Source organism: Guptibacillus hwajinpoensis (genome assembly GCF_020524165.1).
Classification (GTDB): domain Bacteria; phylum Bacillota; class Bacilli; order Bacillales; family Guptibacillaceae; genus Guptibacillus; species Guptibacillus hwajinpoensis_D.
In genome coordinates, this window is record NZ_JAIVKU010000005.1 from 101,562 (window position 1) to 115,517 (window position 13,956).

General features: G+C 40.9%; 19 protein-coding genes and 1 other annotated feature. Of the genes, 8 read left to right on the plus strand and 11 right to left on the minus strand.

Going from position 1 to position 13,956, the window contains the following annotated elements; all coding sequences use genetic code 11:
• Positions 1-340 precede the first annotated feature (340 nt).
• Together LC090_RS13490 and trpS are read left to right on the plus strand one after the other, a co-directional pair.
• On the plus strand, positions 341-712 hold the full coding sequence (locus LC090_RS13490) for a DUF3899 domain-containing protein (RefSeq protein WP_226658562.1): 372 nt from the start codon (positions 341-343) through the stop codon (positions 710-712).
• A 52-nt stretch (positions 713-764) separates the two neighbouring features.
• Positions 765-991, plus strand: a binding site (T-box leader).
• 64 nt (positions 992-1,055) lie between these two features.
• A complete protein-coding gene (gene trpS, locus LC090_RS13495; protein ID WP_226658563.1) occupies positions 1,056-2,045 on the plus strand; it encodes a tryptophan--tRNA ligase in 990 nt (329 codons plus the stop codon).
• 45 nt (positions 2,046-2,090) lie between these two features.
• Here the strand turns inward: trpS and LC090_RS13500 are convergent, their stop codons facing one another.
• The 3 genes from LC090_RS13500 to LC090_RS13510 form a co-directional block, all read right to left on the minus strand.
• Positions 2,091-2,837: a YjbA family protein gene (locus tag LC090_RS13500; protein WP_226658564.1), complete on the minus strand. Its 747-nt coding sequence runs from the start codon at positions 2,835-2,837 to the stop codon at positions 2,091-2,093.
• A gap of 365 nt (positions 2,838-3,202) precedes the next feature.
• Positions 3,203-4,441, minus strand: a complete 1,239-nt coding sequence (gene fabF / locus LC090_RS13505) for a beta-ketoacyl-ACP synthase II (RefSeq protein WP_226658565.1) — start codon at positions 4,439-4,441, stop codon at positions 3,203-3,205.
• A gap of 33 nt (positions 4,442-4,474) precedes the next feature.
• The gene (locus LC090_RS13510; protein WP_226658566.1) at positions 4,475-5,413 is read right to left on the minus strand and encodes a beta-ketoacyl-ACP synthase III; all 939 of its coding nucleotides are present in this window, start codon (positions 5,411-5,413) and stop codon (positions 4,475-4,477) included.
• A 171-nt stretch (positions 5,414-5,584) separates the two neighbouring features.
• Between LC090_RS13510 and LC090_RS13515 the strand changes: the two genes are divergently transcribed.
• Positions 5,585-5,902: a YppG family protein gene (locus tag LC090_RS13515; RefSeq protein WP_226658567.1), complete on the plus strand. Its 318-nt coding sequence runs from the start codon at positions 5,585-5,587 to the stop codon at positions 5,900-5,902.
• A 31-nt stretch (positions 5,903-5,933) separates the two neighbouring features.
• Here the strand turns inward: LC090_RS13515 and LC090_RS13520 are convergent, their stop codons facing one another.
• The 4 genes from LC090_RS13520 to LC090_RS13535 are packed head-to-tail and all read right to left on the minus strand — an operon-like array spanning position 5,934 to position 7,807.
• Complete coding sequence (locus LC090_RS13520; protein WP_159782169.1) at positions 5,934-6,077, minus strand: hypothetical protein; 144 nt, start codon at positions 6,075-6,077, stop codon at positions 5,934-5,936.
• 12 nt (positions 6,078-6,089) lie between these two features.
• Positions 6,090-6,305, minus strand: a complete 216-nt coding sequence (locus LC090_RS13525; RefSeq protein ID WP_224594943.1) for a ComZ family protein — start codon at positions 6,303-6,305, stop codon at positions 6,090-6,092.
• A gap of 6 nt (positions 6,306-6,311) precedes the next feature.
• A complete protein-coding gene (locus LC090_RS13530; RefSeq protein WP_226658568.1) occupies positions 6,312-6,866 on the minus strand; it encodes a DinB family protein in 555 nt (184 codons plus the stop codon).
• 29 nt (positions 6,867-6,895) lie between these two features.
• Complete coding sequence (locus LC090_RS13535; protein ID WP_226658569.1) at positions 6,896-7,807, minus strand: NAD-dependent epimerase/dehydratase family protein; 912 nt, start codon at positions 7,805-7,807, stop codon at positions 6,896-6,898.
• A 92-nt stretch (positions 7,808-7,899) separates the two neighbouring features.
• Here LC090_RS13535 and LC090_RS13540 point away from each other — a divergent pair, with 92 nt between their 5' ends.
• A complete protein-coding gene (locus LC090_RS13540) occupies positions 7,900-9,087 on the plus strand; it encodes an NAD(P)/FAD-dependent oxidoreductase (RefSeq protein WP_226658570.1) in 1,188 nt (395 codons plus the stop codon).
• Between the two features lie 4 nt (positions 9,088-9,091).
• Here the strand turns inward: LC090_RS13540 and LC090_RS13545 are convergent, their stop codons facing one another.
• A complete protein-coding gene (locus LC090_RS13545) occupies positions 9,092-9,814 on the minus strand; it encodes a hypothetical protein (protein ID WP_226658571.1) in 723 nt (240 codons plus the stop codon).
• Between the two features lie 216 nt (positions 9,815-10,030).
• On the opposite strand from LC090_RS13545, the gene LC090_RS13550 reads away from it, so the two are divergent.
• Both LC090_RS13550 and LC090_RS13555 read left to right on the plus strand, forming a co-directional pair.
• Entirely contained in the window at positions 10,031-10,492 is a 462-nt protein-coding gene (locus LC090_RS13550) for a TspO/MBR family protein (RefSeq protein ID WP_226658572.1), read from the plus strand.
• 75 nt (positions 10,493-10,567) lie between these two features.
• Entirely contained in the window at positions 10,568-10,747 is a 180-nt protein-coding gene (locus tag LC090_RS13555; RefSeq protein ID WP_226658573.1) for a YjzD family protein, read from the plus strand.
• A gap of 53 nt (positions 10,748-10,800) precedes the next feature.
• Here the strand turns inward: LC090_RS13555 and LC090_RS13560 are convergent, their stop codons facing one another.
• The gene (locus LC090_RS13560; protein ID WP_098443110.1) at positions 10,801-10,989 is read right to left on the minus strand and encodes a YjzC family protein; all 189 of its coding nucleotides are present in this window, start codon (positions 10,987-10,989) and stop codon (positions 10,801-10,803) included.
• A gap of 171 nt (positions 10,990-11,160) precedes the next feature.
• On the opposite strand from LC090_RS13560, the gene LC090_RS13565 reads away from it, so the two are divergent.
• Entirely contained in the window at positions 11,161-11,955 is a 795-nt protein-coding gene (locus LC090_RS13565; RefSeq protein ID WP_226658574.1) for an undecaprenyl-diphosphate phosphatase, read from the plus strand.
• A 125-nt stretch (positions 11,956-12,080) separates the two neighbouring features.
• On the plus strand, positions 12,081-12,770 hold the full coding sequence (locus LC090_RS13570; protein WP_226658575.1) for a Crp/Fnr family transcriptional regulator: 690 nt from the start codon (positions 12,081-12,083) through the stop codon (positions 12,768-12,770).
• A gap of 494 nt (positions 12,771-13,264) precedes the next feature.
• Here LC090_RS13570 and moaD read toward each other — a convergent pair whose 3' ends face one another.
• Positions 13,265-13,498 (minus strand): molybdopterin converting factor subunit 1, encoded by a 234-nt coding sequence (gene moaD / locus LC090_RS13575; RefSeq protein WP_226658576.1) that lies wholly within the window; start codon positions 13,496-13,498, stop codon positions 13,265-13,267.
• The gene (locus LC090_RS13580) at positions 13,495-13,956 is read right to left on the minus strand and encodes a molybdenum cofactor biosynthesis protein MoaE (protein ID WP_226658577.1); all 462 of its coding nucleotides are present in this window, start codon (positions 13,954-13,956) and stop codon (positions 13,495-13,497) included. Before LC090_RS13580 ends, moaD begins: the two co-directional genes overlap by 4 nt.

Sequence of the window (13,956 nt, forward strand, 5' to 3'; positions counted from 1 at the left end):
ATACAAGTTTTCTAACTATTTTGCATACATAATTTTTACACTGATTTACAAAAACCGCGTCACCATTACGTTTGCATAACAGAAAATAGTTCTTTAGTCCTGGTATAAATTCTCTGGTTTACGGGTACTCTTTAAAATTTTACAGAGAAATGTATGAAAATCTATCTAGCCCCCTTACCTGAAAGTATATAGTATACGTTCGTGTATATTGTATGCATATCGCGAAATATTCTGAAACATGAATGATATGTAAATGTGCTCCATATTTGTCACTGCTATATATTGTTCTTGGCTCATTCTTTTTTTATACTAAACAATAGAAAGAAAAATGGGGGTTACTATGAAATCACTTATAATCAAGTCAGGTGTGCTTGTTATTCTGGCCATTGTTGCTTCAATGATCCTATCAATTTCATCCGATGGAGGGTTTGGCTTACAGCCTGTCTCAGATATTCTCTTCATGATTGCTCTTGGTATGTTGCTTATTGGTGCGGCTCTTCATGTTATTCAAACCGGCTTTTTCGACGGTATTGTTTACTCATTCAAACGTTACTTTCGAAGTACTGCAAAACGACAAATGATTGAGGAAGATCATTCTGAGATCAAATATAAGCTAGATTATGATAACCCAATTACCTATCCGCTGTTAATCGCCGGTGGTTTTTGTACGGTTGTGACAATCTTGATTTCCATTGCAATTATAAGTAGCTAACTTGTTGCATCAAAACAAATCCTTACGCTATAATAGTAAACAATAAGGATACAGAACGGCTATGAGGAAGAGTAGTACAAATTGTTGTGTTTCTAGAGAGCCTGTGGATGGTGAGAACAGGTATCACACAGTTTGGAATGGACTTCTGAGCCCCATTGCTGAAACGAGTAAGTAGGCATTGGCGTGAGCATTCACGTTACCACTAGCGGTATTGATTACCATAAGTGATTCAGTCTTACTGGATAAGCAGGGTGGCACCACGGTCCATTCGTCCCTAGCAATAAAGGGATGAATGGACTTTTTTGTATTCAATTTTATTTATTTTAGAGAGGAGCACAACACAATGAGCGTTATTTTTTCCGGAATTCAACCGAGTGGAACTTTAACAATTGGAAACTACTTGGGGGCAATGAAACATTTTACTGATTTACAAGACGATAATGAGTGCTACTTTTGTGTTGTTAATCAACACGCGATCACAGTACCTCAGGAAAAGCAAGCATTAAAACAAAATTCAAGGAGCCTTGCTGCCCTTTACCTGGCATCAGGAATTGACCCTGAAAAATCCACGTTGTTTATTCAATCTGAAGTACCTGCTCACGCCCAACTCGCTTGGATGCTACAATGCGTATCCTATATCGGCGAACTTGAGCGCATGACACAGTTTAAAGATAAGTCTACAGGCAAAGACGCTGTCAGCGCTGGACTTCTAACGTATCCACCTTTAATGGCTGCTGACATTCTTCTATATGGCACAGAAATAGTTCCTGTTGGTGATGATCAGAAGCAACATATCGAACTAACGCGTAATCTTGCTGAGCGATTTAATCGTAAATATAACGACATTTTCGTGATGCCGGATGCTCGCATTCCAAAAGTTGGAGCACGTATTATGTCACTTCAGGATCCTTCAAAAAAAATGAGTAAATCTGATTCCAATCAAAACGCCTTCATTTCAATGCTTGATGAGCCTTCTACAATTGTTAAAAAGGTGAAGCGTGCCGTAACAGATTCAGATGGCGTAGTCCGTTATGACAAAGAAGAAAAACCAGCCATTTCAAACTTGTTAACCATTTACTCGCTTTGCTCCGGCAAAAGTGTTGAAGAGATTGAATCACTTTATGAAGGACGAGGATATGGAGATTTTAAAGCAGAGCTAGGAGAGGTAATTGCTGAAACACTAAGACCAATTCAAGAACGATACAATGAGCTAATTACTTCTTCAGAATTAGATGATATTCTTGATCTTGGCGCTGAAAAAGCTAACCGTAAAGCCTCTAAAATGCTAGTAAAAGCAGAACGGGCGATGGGTCTTGAGAGAAAAAGAAGATAAGATGAATAAAAAGAAGGCTGCCGTTTCCACGGCAGCCTTCTTTATTTAATTTACATGTGTCCCTTTTTCAAGCTCCCATATTTTCTCAAAATACGGTTGCCCTTTAATGATTCGTTCACAGATTTGCTCATGTTTTGCGGACCAACCCGCTTTCACTTCTCTGTAAAGCCCTTCCCATGCCTCGTCCATTTCCATATTTTGAATCTGCACATATTTTTTCGGTTGACACTCAGTGAACCAATATCGAATCTCTGCTGAATTTCCACTTGAATAAAGTTGATCGAGTGCCATAAACAAGAGCTGTTTTAGTTGCCTTTCCTTTCGTGTCAGTCCCATCATGATGTCTGGACCTGGAGAAAGAATATGATGCTCTTTCATCGGTTGGTCCGTTTCAAATGGATAACGTGTAGCTTCAATATCGGCAACCATTTCATAAACCGCCTTTTCCTGTCTTGGAATCACACGGCTCTTGCGGATCGGAATTTTATATCCTAATGTATCAATCACGATAACCCCTCTGCCATCCGTAGCCAGGAAGCAATATTCTAAAGGGGATCGTTCATTGTTCTTTCGAATATAGCTTTGCTGAAAGACATCACTAAGTAAACTCTCTGGAAGCTCACTTAAATCATTTTCGATATAGTGATACAAAACAGACTCTACCTTAATGACAGGCACCTGATCCAATAGTTCAATGAAATCATCTTTACGCCATTCATGAAAATCACAAACGTTATACCCATTCTCTTCACCCTCAAACCAATTCACCCAAACATCTCGCAAATACAACATCTGGCTACCCCTCACTTCGCTACTGTTTGTAAAAACAGTATAGTCAGGACCAAGTTAAATTATTCCATAATCACTATATTATTAAGAAAAGATTAATAGAACACTGAAAAGCGGAGACGAGCGTTTAGAAACGGAGATATTGGAGCGCTTGAACTAGAACACGCCCTTTGTGTTCTGGTGAAAGTGTGAAATATCGCAGTTTCTGCGAGTCGTAGCTAGACACGAAAAGCGAAAGTGGGCGGTTAGGGTCGACAAGCGCTGGAGGCATTTCAAAAGAACATGCCCTTTGTGTTCGTTTTGTCGCAAAGACATTTCAGCTATAAACAAAAAAATAACCTCTGGGTCATCCCCAGAGGTTACATTCGTTACTTCTCGAATTTCTTAAACACCAATGTTGCATTGTGACCACCAAAACCGAGAGAATTATTCATAACAGCAGTCACTTCCGCTTTTCTTGCTTTGTTCGGCACATAGTCAAGGTCACAGTTTGGATCTGCGGTTTCATAATTGATCGTTGGTGGAAGAATCCCTTCTTCTAACACTTTCGCACAAAAGACACCTTCGACAGCACCTGCAGCACCAAGCAAATGACCAGTCATCGACTTAGTCGAACTAACCGCAAGCTTATAGGCGTGCTCTCCAAATACCGACTTAATTGCAGCAGTTTCAAATTTGTCGTTGTAATCTGTACTTGTACCGTGCGCATTAATATAACCAATATCAGACGGAGAAAGACCCGCATCATCAATCGCTTGTTTCATAGCTCTTGCGCCACCTTCTCCCTCAGGTGCAGGTTGCGTAACGTGATAAGCATCACCTGTAGAACCGTATCCTACGATTTCTGCATAAATCTTCGCGCCGCGTTTTTCTGCGGATTCTAGGCTTTCAATGACAAGAATTCCCGCACCTTCTCCAATGACAAAACCGTCACGGTTTGCATCAAATGGGCGACTTGCGGAAGCTGGATCCGGATTTGTCGAAAGTGCCTTCATCGAGCCAAACCCTGCGACACTCATGCTTGTAATCGGAGCTTCAGATCCACCAGTGATCATGACATCTGCATCACCACGTTGAATCACTTTAAACGAATCTCCAATTGAGTTTGTTCCTGAAGCACATGCAGTAACTGTACATGAATTAATTCCTTTTGCTCCAAGCATGATGGATACTTGTCCTGATGCCATATCTGGAATCATCATTGGAACGAAGAATGGACTAACGCGACGAGCGCCTTTATCCATAAACGTACGGAATTGAGATTCATACGTTTCCATACCGCCAATACCTGATCCAATCCAAACGCCAACTCGATCGGCATTTTCTTCATTGATTTTCAAACCTGCATCTTCAACAGCCATCTGAGAAGCAGCTACCGCAAATTGTGTAAAACGGTCCATTTTCCGAACTTCTTTACGATCCATATATTTTTCAGGATCAAATTCGAGTGCTTCCCCTGATACTTTTGCAGCAAACTGATCTTTATCTAAACGAGTCAAGGGGTTAATCCCCGAAACACCATTCAATACATTTGTCCACGTTTCCTCTAATGAATTGCCAAGTGGGGAAACCGTCCCCAACCCGGTAATAACAACTCTTCTCTTCATTTCTACCAGCGCTCCTTTTTCAATACTACAGTTTTAACGTCCTAATTTGAGGGCAACGGCTCCCCAAGTTAAACCGCCTCCGAAACCTACAAGAATAACAACATCATCATCCTTCACTCGACCTTCTTCCATCGCTTCTGATAGCGCAATTGGAATAGTTGATGAAGATGTATTTCCATATTTTTTCACCGTTGTGGCCATTTTTTCGATTGGAAGTTCAAGTCGCTGCCTTGATGCTTCCATAATGCGAATGTTTGCCTGATGGGGAATTAAGAAGTCAACATCTTCCTTTGTTAGCCCCGCTTTATCAATCACGTTAATAGCTGATTGGCCCATTTGTCTTACTGCAAACTTGAACACTTCTCTGCCGTTCATGGCCATAAAACCATTTGGCTCCTGGTATAAATGCTTGGCCCCTGCACCATCTGACCCAAGTTCAAAGGAAAGAATCCCTCTGCCTTCCGTAACAGGGCCAACGACTGCAGCCCCAGCCCCATCACCAAAGAGGACAGCTGTGTTTCGATCTTCCCAATCCGTAATTTTAGAAAGCTTTTCAACGCCAACTACAAGAATGTTTTTATAAGTATCATTGTTAATGTACTGTCCAGCTGTAATCATGCCGTACATGAAACCTGCACATGCTGCACTTAAATCCATTGCAGCCGCATTTGTTGCACCAAGTTTCTCTTGAAGCAAACATCCGACAGATGGAAATGGATAGTCTGGAGTTACGGTCGCAACTAAAATAAGATCTAACTCTTCCGCTTTTATATTAGCATCTTCAAGGGCTTTTTTTGAAGCCAAATAAGCCATATCCGATGTATTCATATCATCGTCCGCAATTCTTCTTTCTTCGATTCCTGTACGTGTGCGGATCCATTCGTCAGACGTATCAACCATTTTCTCTAGATCATGGTTAGTCAATACACGTTCTGGTACATAATGTCCTACACCTAGTAAACCAGCGTTCATCTTGAATTTCCCCTTTATAGGATATTTTCTTACTTAAAACCAATCTTTAGTAGCTGGTACTAATTTTAATCCATATCAATTTGTTTGTCTACCTGACTGCTCCCCACACCATTTATACATAAGATTCATAAGCTATTCATAAGTTAACTTGAATTAAAGGAGGATAGATGGATGTATCCGTATAACCAACAACAGCCTTATTTCTACCAACAGCCTGGCTATCATCCTTATCAACAACAGCCGTTCTCAGCTTATCCGCCTTATCCATCATATCAGGGACAAAATTATTATCCTGGTGGGCAGCCTTACTATCCCCATCCTTATTACCAATACGGCCCTTATCAAGGATATCCGGGTGGTCAGCCATTTATGAATCACTTTAAAAAACAAAACGGGCAATACGACTTTCCTAAAATGATGAATACTGTTCAACAAATCACGCCTATGGTGAAACAAATGGGTTCTTTGCTTAACTTATTCGTAAAATAATTGAAAAGACGTGCATCCACGTCTTTTCAATTCATTTGGAAAGAAACAGCATGCTTCCTGCACTAATAAATAATAAGATGCCAGAGATGACCATTAAACTAAAACTGCCGATCAAGATGCCTATCAATAAGCCACCTAGTGGGACAAACCAGATCCAGAAAGCTTTACGGCCCATTTCATTCTCTCCTTATTCCTGTGCATCCTGCTTTCCTAGCTCATAAGCATCTTCCATCGCTTTAAGAAAGAGCTGAAGTAGCGGCTGCATTTTTTCAAGATCAAGTTCAATGTCTTGTTCACCAAGCGATTGCTTCGCCTCAGGTAAATACTTCATTGCAATTTGCATAAATTTCATGTTTTGATCCATTTCATTCACTCCTAATTCACTTTCGCCTAAAAGGCTCATCCCCTATTATAACGACAAATACGGTGTATTGAAATGCTCCCATGCTTCTCGCTGCCCGGAAACCATTTTTAATACCATTGCAGCCTGTCCTCTATGGTAAGCTTCGTGATCAATGAGATGACTAATAATCCATTCAGGAGAATAACGGAGCGTTTCTCCATTTATCGTAATTTCCGGTCCTGGCTTACGGTATTCTACATCTGAGAGTTGGTTAAAATAAGCACGTATGTAGTCACGCGCTTCAGCAAGACGAGCTAAAAACCAGGAAAGCTCTTTGTCATCAGGTGCAGCAATTACTTGTTTCTCTTGGAAATAGTACCGCTCTTTTTCTTCTTCCGTTACACTTTCACCCATAAGCGCATTTTTTACCCACCAAAGCTCAATTTGTGCAATATGAAGTAAATAGGCTCCAACTGTAGGAAAACTTGAGTATCCGTAATGAAGTTCCTGAAATTCAATGTCACTTACCATTGAAAGAAGTTTTTCACGGGTTTCCTTTAAAGCTTGAAGGCCATGAGAGGAATCGTGTACATCATAATTTCCAAGTGTTTTTTCAATCATCTAGAATCTTCCCTTCTCAGTCAGTAAAATCACGTTAAGTAGATTGAAGGATCGAATGCCATCATCTTTTGAGTATGCAGTCGCTGTAGTCGAAGTCCTTCTTCAATTAAAGTGATGTTGGCGAAACCAAGCTTGCTTTCACATTCTTTATTCGAAACGCCACACCGTAATCTTTTATCACCATCTAACTCTATTGACTCTCCTATACACCATTCGACTCCACTTTGCCATTCTCCTTCTCTCCCACTTGTTAGATTGAACGTTTCTGAGTGCTCACGCCTTGTGGCTGCTTGATAAATGGCGCGACAGACATCTTCTACATAAACGGCATCAAAATGAAAATTGATTCCTTCCTCTTCATACTTTTTTGGAAGCTTATGATGTAAAAGAGAGTATTGAAAAGCATAATAAGACGGCTGCCATGGACCATAAACAAGTGGAAGGCGCAAAACTTTAACGATTTCACCCGTACGATTTAAAACAATTCGTTCTTCTTCTGAGTTTAGTTTTCCGGCATTGGAGCGCGGATGATGTGGTGTCCTTTCCGTAATGCTTCCATAACGTGTACCAAATACTTCAGTACTTGACACATATACAAGCACTTTTCCACCTGCAGCTTGCATCACTTTTCGCGTACATTTTAGACTTTCTTCTATCATTCTTGCGCCACGCTTTTCATTTAGAAGCTTCGGTGTACTAAGATGAAAAATCGTATCACAATCCTTCATTAGTTGATCGAGGGAAGCTTCCTCGATTCGACTATTGATTTGTTTGTAATTCGCATTTCGAAGAAGCATCATTTCTTTCATTTCATACTCCGCTTTCCTTCTTTTATCAACTTTCCCATCCATCGCTACAATTTCTATCCCTTTGTTTAGAAGAAATTCTGTTAAGTGATAACCAATAAACCCTAAGCCACCTGTAATAAACACTTTCTTCATCTTCCCACCTCAACTCATTAAGAATACTTTTGGCGCATGGCGTTCATTCTAATAACGTTATCAACGCGGCAGAATGAAAAGGAGACGTTATCATGAAACTTCATCATGGCCAGTTATTTTGGCCAACAACTGTGACGAATGCAAGAACGTTCCCAGAACTTACAACCGCGACCACATGTGACGTATTAATTATTGGTGGCGGTATGTCAGGATCGATTATGGCAAGAATGCTTGCAGACTATCATCTTGATACAGTATTAATTGAAAAAAGAACAATTGGCTCTGGAAGTACTTCCGCAAACACAGGACTCCTCCAATTTTCGAATGATGCGATGCTAATCGACCTTATCGACCGGTTTGGCAAAGAAAAAGCTGTCTATTTCTATAAGCTTTGTTTGAAAGCCATTGATGAACTTGATAAATACAATGCCACTTTAAAGGACAAGACTAGCTTCAAGCGTAAAGATAGTTTTTATTTCGCAAGCGATGAACACGATATTAAAAAATTAAAAAAGGAGTATGAAGCTTTAAAGGAGCATGGTTTTAATGCTGATTATTTAGATCGTCATGCCATTGAAAACCTCTATTCATTCACCGCACCAGCGGGAATCTATACAAAAACAGAAGCAGAAGTGAACCCCTATCAATTTGCCCTGGCTCTCGCCAGTCATGCAGCAGATCACGGGGTCAGCATCTTTGAACATACCGAAGTACTTTCTCATCAATTTAATAAGAAAGATCTTATCTTTCAGACTGAAAAAGGAGAAATACGCACCAAACACGTCATCTATGCCACCGGCTATGGTACGCAGGAGTTCGCCAAAACAAAAGGCGCCCTATTGGAGCGCACTTATACGATTGCGACAGAACCGATTCACCATCTTCCTGGCTGGCACAATCGATCACTTATTTGGGAAACCGCTCGCCCTTATCATTATTTAAGAACGACTGAAGATAGCCGAATCCTTATTGGAGGCTTGGATACAGATTTGAACAATGAAGAAGAATTGGAACAAAAGGGACATCAGCTGTTAACTAAATTGCACGAACTGTTTCCTTCCATTAAAGCGTCAATTGCTTATGAATGGAGCGCTATTTTTGGTTCAACGAAAGACGGACTTCCGTACATCGGTAAGCACCCTAAATACGACGGGGTCTATTTTATGCTTGGGTATGGAGGGAACGGTACGGTTTACAGTATGCTTGGTGCTGAAATCCTTAAAGACCTGATCTTATACGGACATCATCCTGCTATGGACATTACAAAGCTCAAGCGATAGTTCGCTACAGCTCTTCATACTCTTGAAAGAAGCGAATCATTTTTTTACCGAGTGATTGGTAACTGTCGCTTAAAAGCGCAAGCTCAATGGGATACCCTGCTTCCCTCTGAACCCGTTCATAGGTGCGAATTTGTTCTAGCGAATAGGGACTTTTAAGCGAATGATGCCATACTTTAATGGGACAAAAAGACGTGATTATTTCTTTTTGCTGTATTTTCGAAATCACTTGTTCATTTTCAATTTCGTATGCTCTTGCCATTTCTTTGACTAACCTCTTATAAAAAAGCCGATTCATTTGCTCTTGGTGAACAAGACTTTTGACATCAAAACAAGGGTTTAACAGCGCTGCTGAACGAATAATAGACTCGCGATTGTTTAAAAAAGCACCTGCAGCTAGAACCCCCATTCCTTCGGCAACAACATGAATTTTTGGGTTAAGAATTTCCTGTTTATGAACCAGGTTATAAATTCTTTCCGTCAATTTCACAGCTTTTGGTGAGCCCCAGTGCCTTCCATACAAGTTACTAGTATAAACCGTGTAACCCGCTTCAAGGAAGTCAGTGATCATACCGTGACGCGTGTGATTCTGCAACCAAAAACTTGTTTCAGCATCTACAAAATGCGTTAACCCCCCGATGATAAAAACGCCAAACCCGTTAGGCCGTTCAGGGACAAGAACGATCGTCCACTCCCCGTCTAATTGATAGGCTCGTTTACGAATACACATACTCTCCCCTCGCCCTTTTATCACTTTCTGTATAACCTATGCAAGTTGCATATGGAAGAAAGGGTGAAGTGCCTATATATCGGGAATTTCACCTTCTTTTCTTATTTCCTCAAAACAGTAGAAAAGTCCCTCAACCAGTATATGTTGCCTTCTTTTTAACTATACCCTTGCATCAATATGGAATGATATGGGTATGGAAATGGAGGTGGTGATAAAATGAAAAAATCAACTTTTCTCGTTTTTATTATTGTTTATCTTTTCTTTAGTATTTCTGGTTTCCTTTTCCCCTTTGATTCGGATTGGTATCGTACACTGGCAAAGCCAGATTGGACTCCTGATGGCTCCGTGATTGGCATCATTTGGGCTATTCTCTTCGGATTCATTGCGTTATCGACAGCGATCGTTTATCAAGAACGTGGCTTCGGTCGTCACAATAGTGAGTACATGTCGCTGCTTGGGATTAACTACATATTGAATCAGGTATTCAGTTACTTACAATTTAATCTCCACGCGCTTTTTGCGACGTTTATGGATGCACTGTTCATCACAATCACTACGCTCCTTCTTATCTTCCTTGCTGGAAGACAAAACCGTTTTGCTGGATGGTTATTGCTTCCTTATTTTCTTTGGACAGCATTCGCTACTTATTTATCGTGGCTATTTTATTCACTGAATTAAAATTGATAGATGCTGAATACGATCGTTTTGTGGTATGATAATCGATAGAATACGTTTACAAATGAGGTGAATTTCGTGCGTTATCTTTGGGCAATTGTTTGGGGTTTTCTACTTAGTAATATGATGTTCTACGTACTTGCATCGATGCAAGGCGGCCATTACGAATTCGGACCCGCATCACTTTTCGGAGTGATATTAGCTGTAGCAGCAATGTTAGTTGGAGAAGGACTTATCTCCGATCCTGCTGAACAGTAAAAACAAGCGCCTCTAGCGGCGCTTGTTTTTTTGTATGTTGTCTCTTATTCCAATTAATGGTGCGGCTTAGGTTCCCTAGACCACTTCCGATTTTGATTTGAACATTCAGGAAACGCCTCACCGGCACGTAGCTCAATTTGTTTTGGATCTTTTACCATTCCACCTGTTTCTCCAATTTCAATGTATACACCATTATTTGGCGCTTTTTGCCCAGGTGTAAACTGACGATTTTCTCCGCCCATACATCTGCCTCCTTCCACTTATCTAGATTTGCCCCCTTTATCAGCATTTATCACCGAATACTCTTTTATGTAACTTGACTCAAAATTTCCCTTTACAAAAATGGAAGGACTGGTGTTTAATGGTTACATGTGTCAATTTATTTTGTAACAATTACTGGAGGAACAATACTCATGGAACTGTTGGAATTACTTAAATACGCATTTCTTGGTTTATTACAAGGCTTCACCGAACCCATTCCGATTTCATCAAGTGGACATCTTGTCATAGCACAAAAACTATTTGGACTAGAAATCAAAGGGCTAAGTTTCGAGATATTAATGAATTTCGCCTCTTTACTTGCAGTTCTTCTTATTTACCGAAATGATCTCATTCGTCTAACATCTCACGGTGTACGCTATGTCGTTACACGAGAAAAAGAATCGAAAAGCGAATTCATGTTCATCGTATATCTGATCGTTGCAACAGTTCCTGCAGCTGTTCTTGGCATCATGTTCGACGATTTTATTGGTGAGCAATTAAAGGGACTTAAAGTTGTCGGAGCAACCTTAATTATAACGGGGATCGCACTTTGGCTGATTCGTAACCTTCGAGGATCAAAAGGCGAATCCGCTCTTAACTTCAAAGATGCATTCATTGTAGGATTAGCTCAAGCTGTTGCTTTGATTCCTGGGATTAGTCGTTCAGGTGCAACGATTGTAGCCGCCATGGGACTTGGAATGAAGCAAGAAACAGCGCTCCGCTTTTCTTTTCTATTGTTCATCCCAGTAAGCGTAGGTTCCATGATCTTAAGCATAGGTGATCTTCAATTTGGTGATATGCTAATCCCATACATCGTAGCCTTTTTATTGTCACTTACCGCTTCTTACTACTCATTAAAATGGTTTATGAATATTATGGCGCGAGGAAATTTAATTTATTTCTCTATCTATTGCTTTATCGTAGGCGCACTCGTTCTTATTTTTTAACCGGCTATTGCCGGTTTTTTTCATGTCTATTTGTATAGAATATGTCAGCGACAAGGAAATGACGGTTGTAGTGGAGAAAGGTAACGTGGGATAATAGTACGTAAATTGATCCAGGGAGGCTAAATATGAAAAAAGATCCGATCAACTCTGATGCCCTGAAAATGTGGATTGCGGAAGAAGGCGAGTCCATTTCATTTCAAAAAGACGAACCACTTTATATGGATGGAATGAAAGCAGATCGCCTTTTTCTGATTCAAACTGGAAACGTGCGGTTAAATAAAATTACATCAGAAGGCAGAGAACTAACGCTTCAAATCTGTCAGCCCGGGGACCTCATCGGTGAACTCGCGCTATACACGGGCCAACTTAACTTCTCCGCTAACGCATGGGCCGTTGATGAGGTAAAAGCTACTTTCGTTAAACAAGCTCACCTTGAAAAAACACTCACAAACGATGCCCTGCTTGCGACCGAGTTCATGAAATTCATGGGAGAAAATTTCAGGAAAAACCAATCAAAGTTCCGCGATCTATTGCTACACGGTAAAAAAGGAGCCCTCTACTCCACCCTAATCCGATTATCCAATACATACGGCGTCCATCAGCAAGACGATATCCTCATCGACATTCCACTAACAAACCAAGAACTAGGTAACTTCTGTGGTCTTACAAGAGAAAGCGTCAACCGTATCCTAAGTGAACTAAAAAAAGCCAGCATCATCTCCATCGCCCAAGGAAAAATCACCATCCACAACCTCGAATTCCTCCGCTGCGCCATCCACTGCGAAGACTGCCCAATCACGATTTGTAGGTTATAAGAAAAGCGGAAGCGCCCGTTTAGACACGGCAGGCACTGGAGCCCTATAAATTGAACACGGTTTTTGTGTTCGAGTTATAGGGCGAAGTGACCGAGTGTCTGGGCGCTGCAGCTGGATCTTCGAAAAGCGGAGACGAGCGTTTAGAAACGGAGATATTGGAACTCTTGAACTAGAACACGCTTTTTGTGTTCTGGTGAAAGAGTGAAATATCGCAGTTTCTGCGAGTCGCAGCTGGATCATTGAAAAGCAGAAGCGCCCGTTTAGCCTCGAAAAGCGCTGGAGCCGCATAAAAAGAACACGCTTTTTGTGTTCATTTTATGGGGTGAAGCGATCGAGAGGCTGGGCGCTGCAACTGGATCTTCGAAAAGCGGAGCGTGCCTGGTTAAATGCGCACGAATGTAGTGCCCTCCACACCAATATTTCCGCGATATCCTGTTTTTTTTCACGAAACAGTAAAAACAACGAAAAAACACCCCAATGGGTGTTTTTCCTTTTTATCCTCCACTAACTGGCGGTATAAACGCGACAATGTCTTGGTCGTTTATCATTTGATCCTCATCCGCGTATTCTTCATTTATCGCAGTCATCGTATGATCGAGAGATAGCTCCGGATAATCCTCAATCAGTTTTTGTTTCAGCTCAGCTACAGCGAGCTGAGATTCAGCGCGCTCGAGCTTGTCTAGTCCAAGCTGCTCCTGCTGTTTTGCAAAGAAAAGAACCGTAATCATTCTTTTTCCTCCTTTGGTACGCGATTTTTATATGAAGTGTTCTCAAGTTGATCTCCAATCCACTCTTCCCCATCCGTCCAGTACTCTTTTTTCCAAATAGGGACGATTTCCTTGATCCGCTCAATGGCATAGCGACTTGCTTCATAACTTTCCGCACGATGTGGAGATGCGACTGCAATCACTACTGCCATATCACTTATCGCTAATTTTCCGATTCGATGCACAATCGACGTTTGGACATTGGGCCATTTTTCTCGAATTTCGATTCCGATACGCTTTAACTGCTTTTCAGCCATTGAAGGATACGCCTCATATTGTAATGAAACGGTTTGCTTATTACCAGTAAATTCTCTTACTGTACCGATAAAGGTATTAATTGCCCCGGCCTCAGGGCGAATCACACTCGTTATTACTTGATTCACATCAATTTCATCAGAAGTTATCTTATACATTTCCAT

What these genes read in the sequence shown, in the direction of transcription:
- LC090_RS13515 (WP_226658567.1), top strand. Translation starts at nt 5,585, where the DNA reads ATGTATCCGTATAACCAACAACAGCCTTATTTCTACCAACAGCCTGGC.
- LC090_RS13490 (WP_226658562.1), top strand. Translation starts at nt 341, where the DNA reads ATGAAATCACTTATAATCAAGTCAGGTGTGCTTGTTATTCTGGCCATT.
- LC090_RS13580 (WP_226658577.1), bottom strand. Translation starts at nt 13,956, where the DNA reads ATGGAAATGTATAAGATAACTTCTGATGAAATTGATGTGAATCAAGTA.
- LC090_RS13530 (WP_226658568.1), bottom strand. Translation starts at nt 6,866, where the DNA reads ATGATTGAAAAAACACTTGGAAATTATGATGTACACGATTCCTCTCAT.
- LC090_RS13550 (WP_226658572.1), top strand. Translation starts at nt 10,031, where the DNA reads ATGAAAAAATCAACTTTTCTCGTTTTTATTATTGTTTATCTTTTCTTT.
- LC090_RS13565 (WP_226658574.1), top strand. Translation starts at nt 11,161, where the DNA reads ATGGAACTGTTGGAATTACTTAAATACGCATTTCTTGGTTTATTACAA.
- LC090_RS13570 (WP_226658575.1), top strand. Translation starts at nt 12,081, where the DNA reads ATGAAAAAAGATCCGATCAACTCTGATGCCCTGAAAATGTGGATTGCG.
- fabF (WP_226658565.1), bottom strand. Translation starts at nt 4,441, where the DNA reads ATGAAGAGAAGAGTTGTTATTACCGGGTTGGGGACGGTTTCCCCACTT.
- trpS (WP_226658563.1), top strand. Translation starts at nt 1,056, where the DNA reads ATGAGCGTTATTTTTTCCGGAATTCAACCGAGTGGAACTTTAACAATT.
- LC090_RS13500 (WP_226658564.1), bottom strand. Translation starts at nt 2,837, where the DNA reads ATGTTGTATTTGCGAGATGTTTGGGTGAATTGGTTTGAGGGTGAAGAG.
- LC090_RS13560 (WP_098443110.1), bottom strand. Translation starts at nt 10,989, where the DNA reads ATGGGCGGAGAAAATCGTCAGTTTACACCTGGGCAAAAAGCGCCAAAT.
- LC090_RS13510 (WP_226658566.1), bottom strand. Translation starts at nt 5,413, where the DNA reads ATGAACGCTGGTTTACTAGGTGTAGGACATTATGTACCAGAACGTGTA.
- LC090_RS13540 (WP_226658570.1), top strand. Translation starts at nt 7,900, where the DNA reads ATGAAACTTCATCATGGCCAGTTATTTTGGCCAACAACTGTGACGAAT.
- moaD (WP_226658576.1), bottom strand. Translation starts at nt 13,498, where the DNA reads ATGATTACGGTTCTTTTCTTTGCAAAACAGCAGGAGCAGCTTGGACTA.
- LC090_RS13545 (WP_226658571.1), bottom strand. Translation starts at nt 9,814, where the DNA reads ATGTGTATTCGTAAACGAGCCTATCAATTAGACGGGGAGTGGACGATC.
- LC090_RS13535 (WP_226658569.1), bottom strand. Translation starts at nt 7,807, where the DNA reads ATGAAGAAAGTGTTTATTACAGGTGGCTTAGGGTTTATTGGTTATCAC.
- LC090_RS13525 (WP_224594943.1), bottom strand. Translation starts at nt 6,305, where the DNA reads ATGAGCCTTTTAGGCGAAAGTGAATTAGGAGTGAATGAAATGGATCAA.
- LC090_RS13520 (WP_159782169.1), bottom strand. Translation starts at nt 6,077, where the DNA reads ATGGGCCGTAAAGCTTTCTGGATCTGGTTTGTCCCACTAGGTGGCTTA.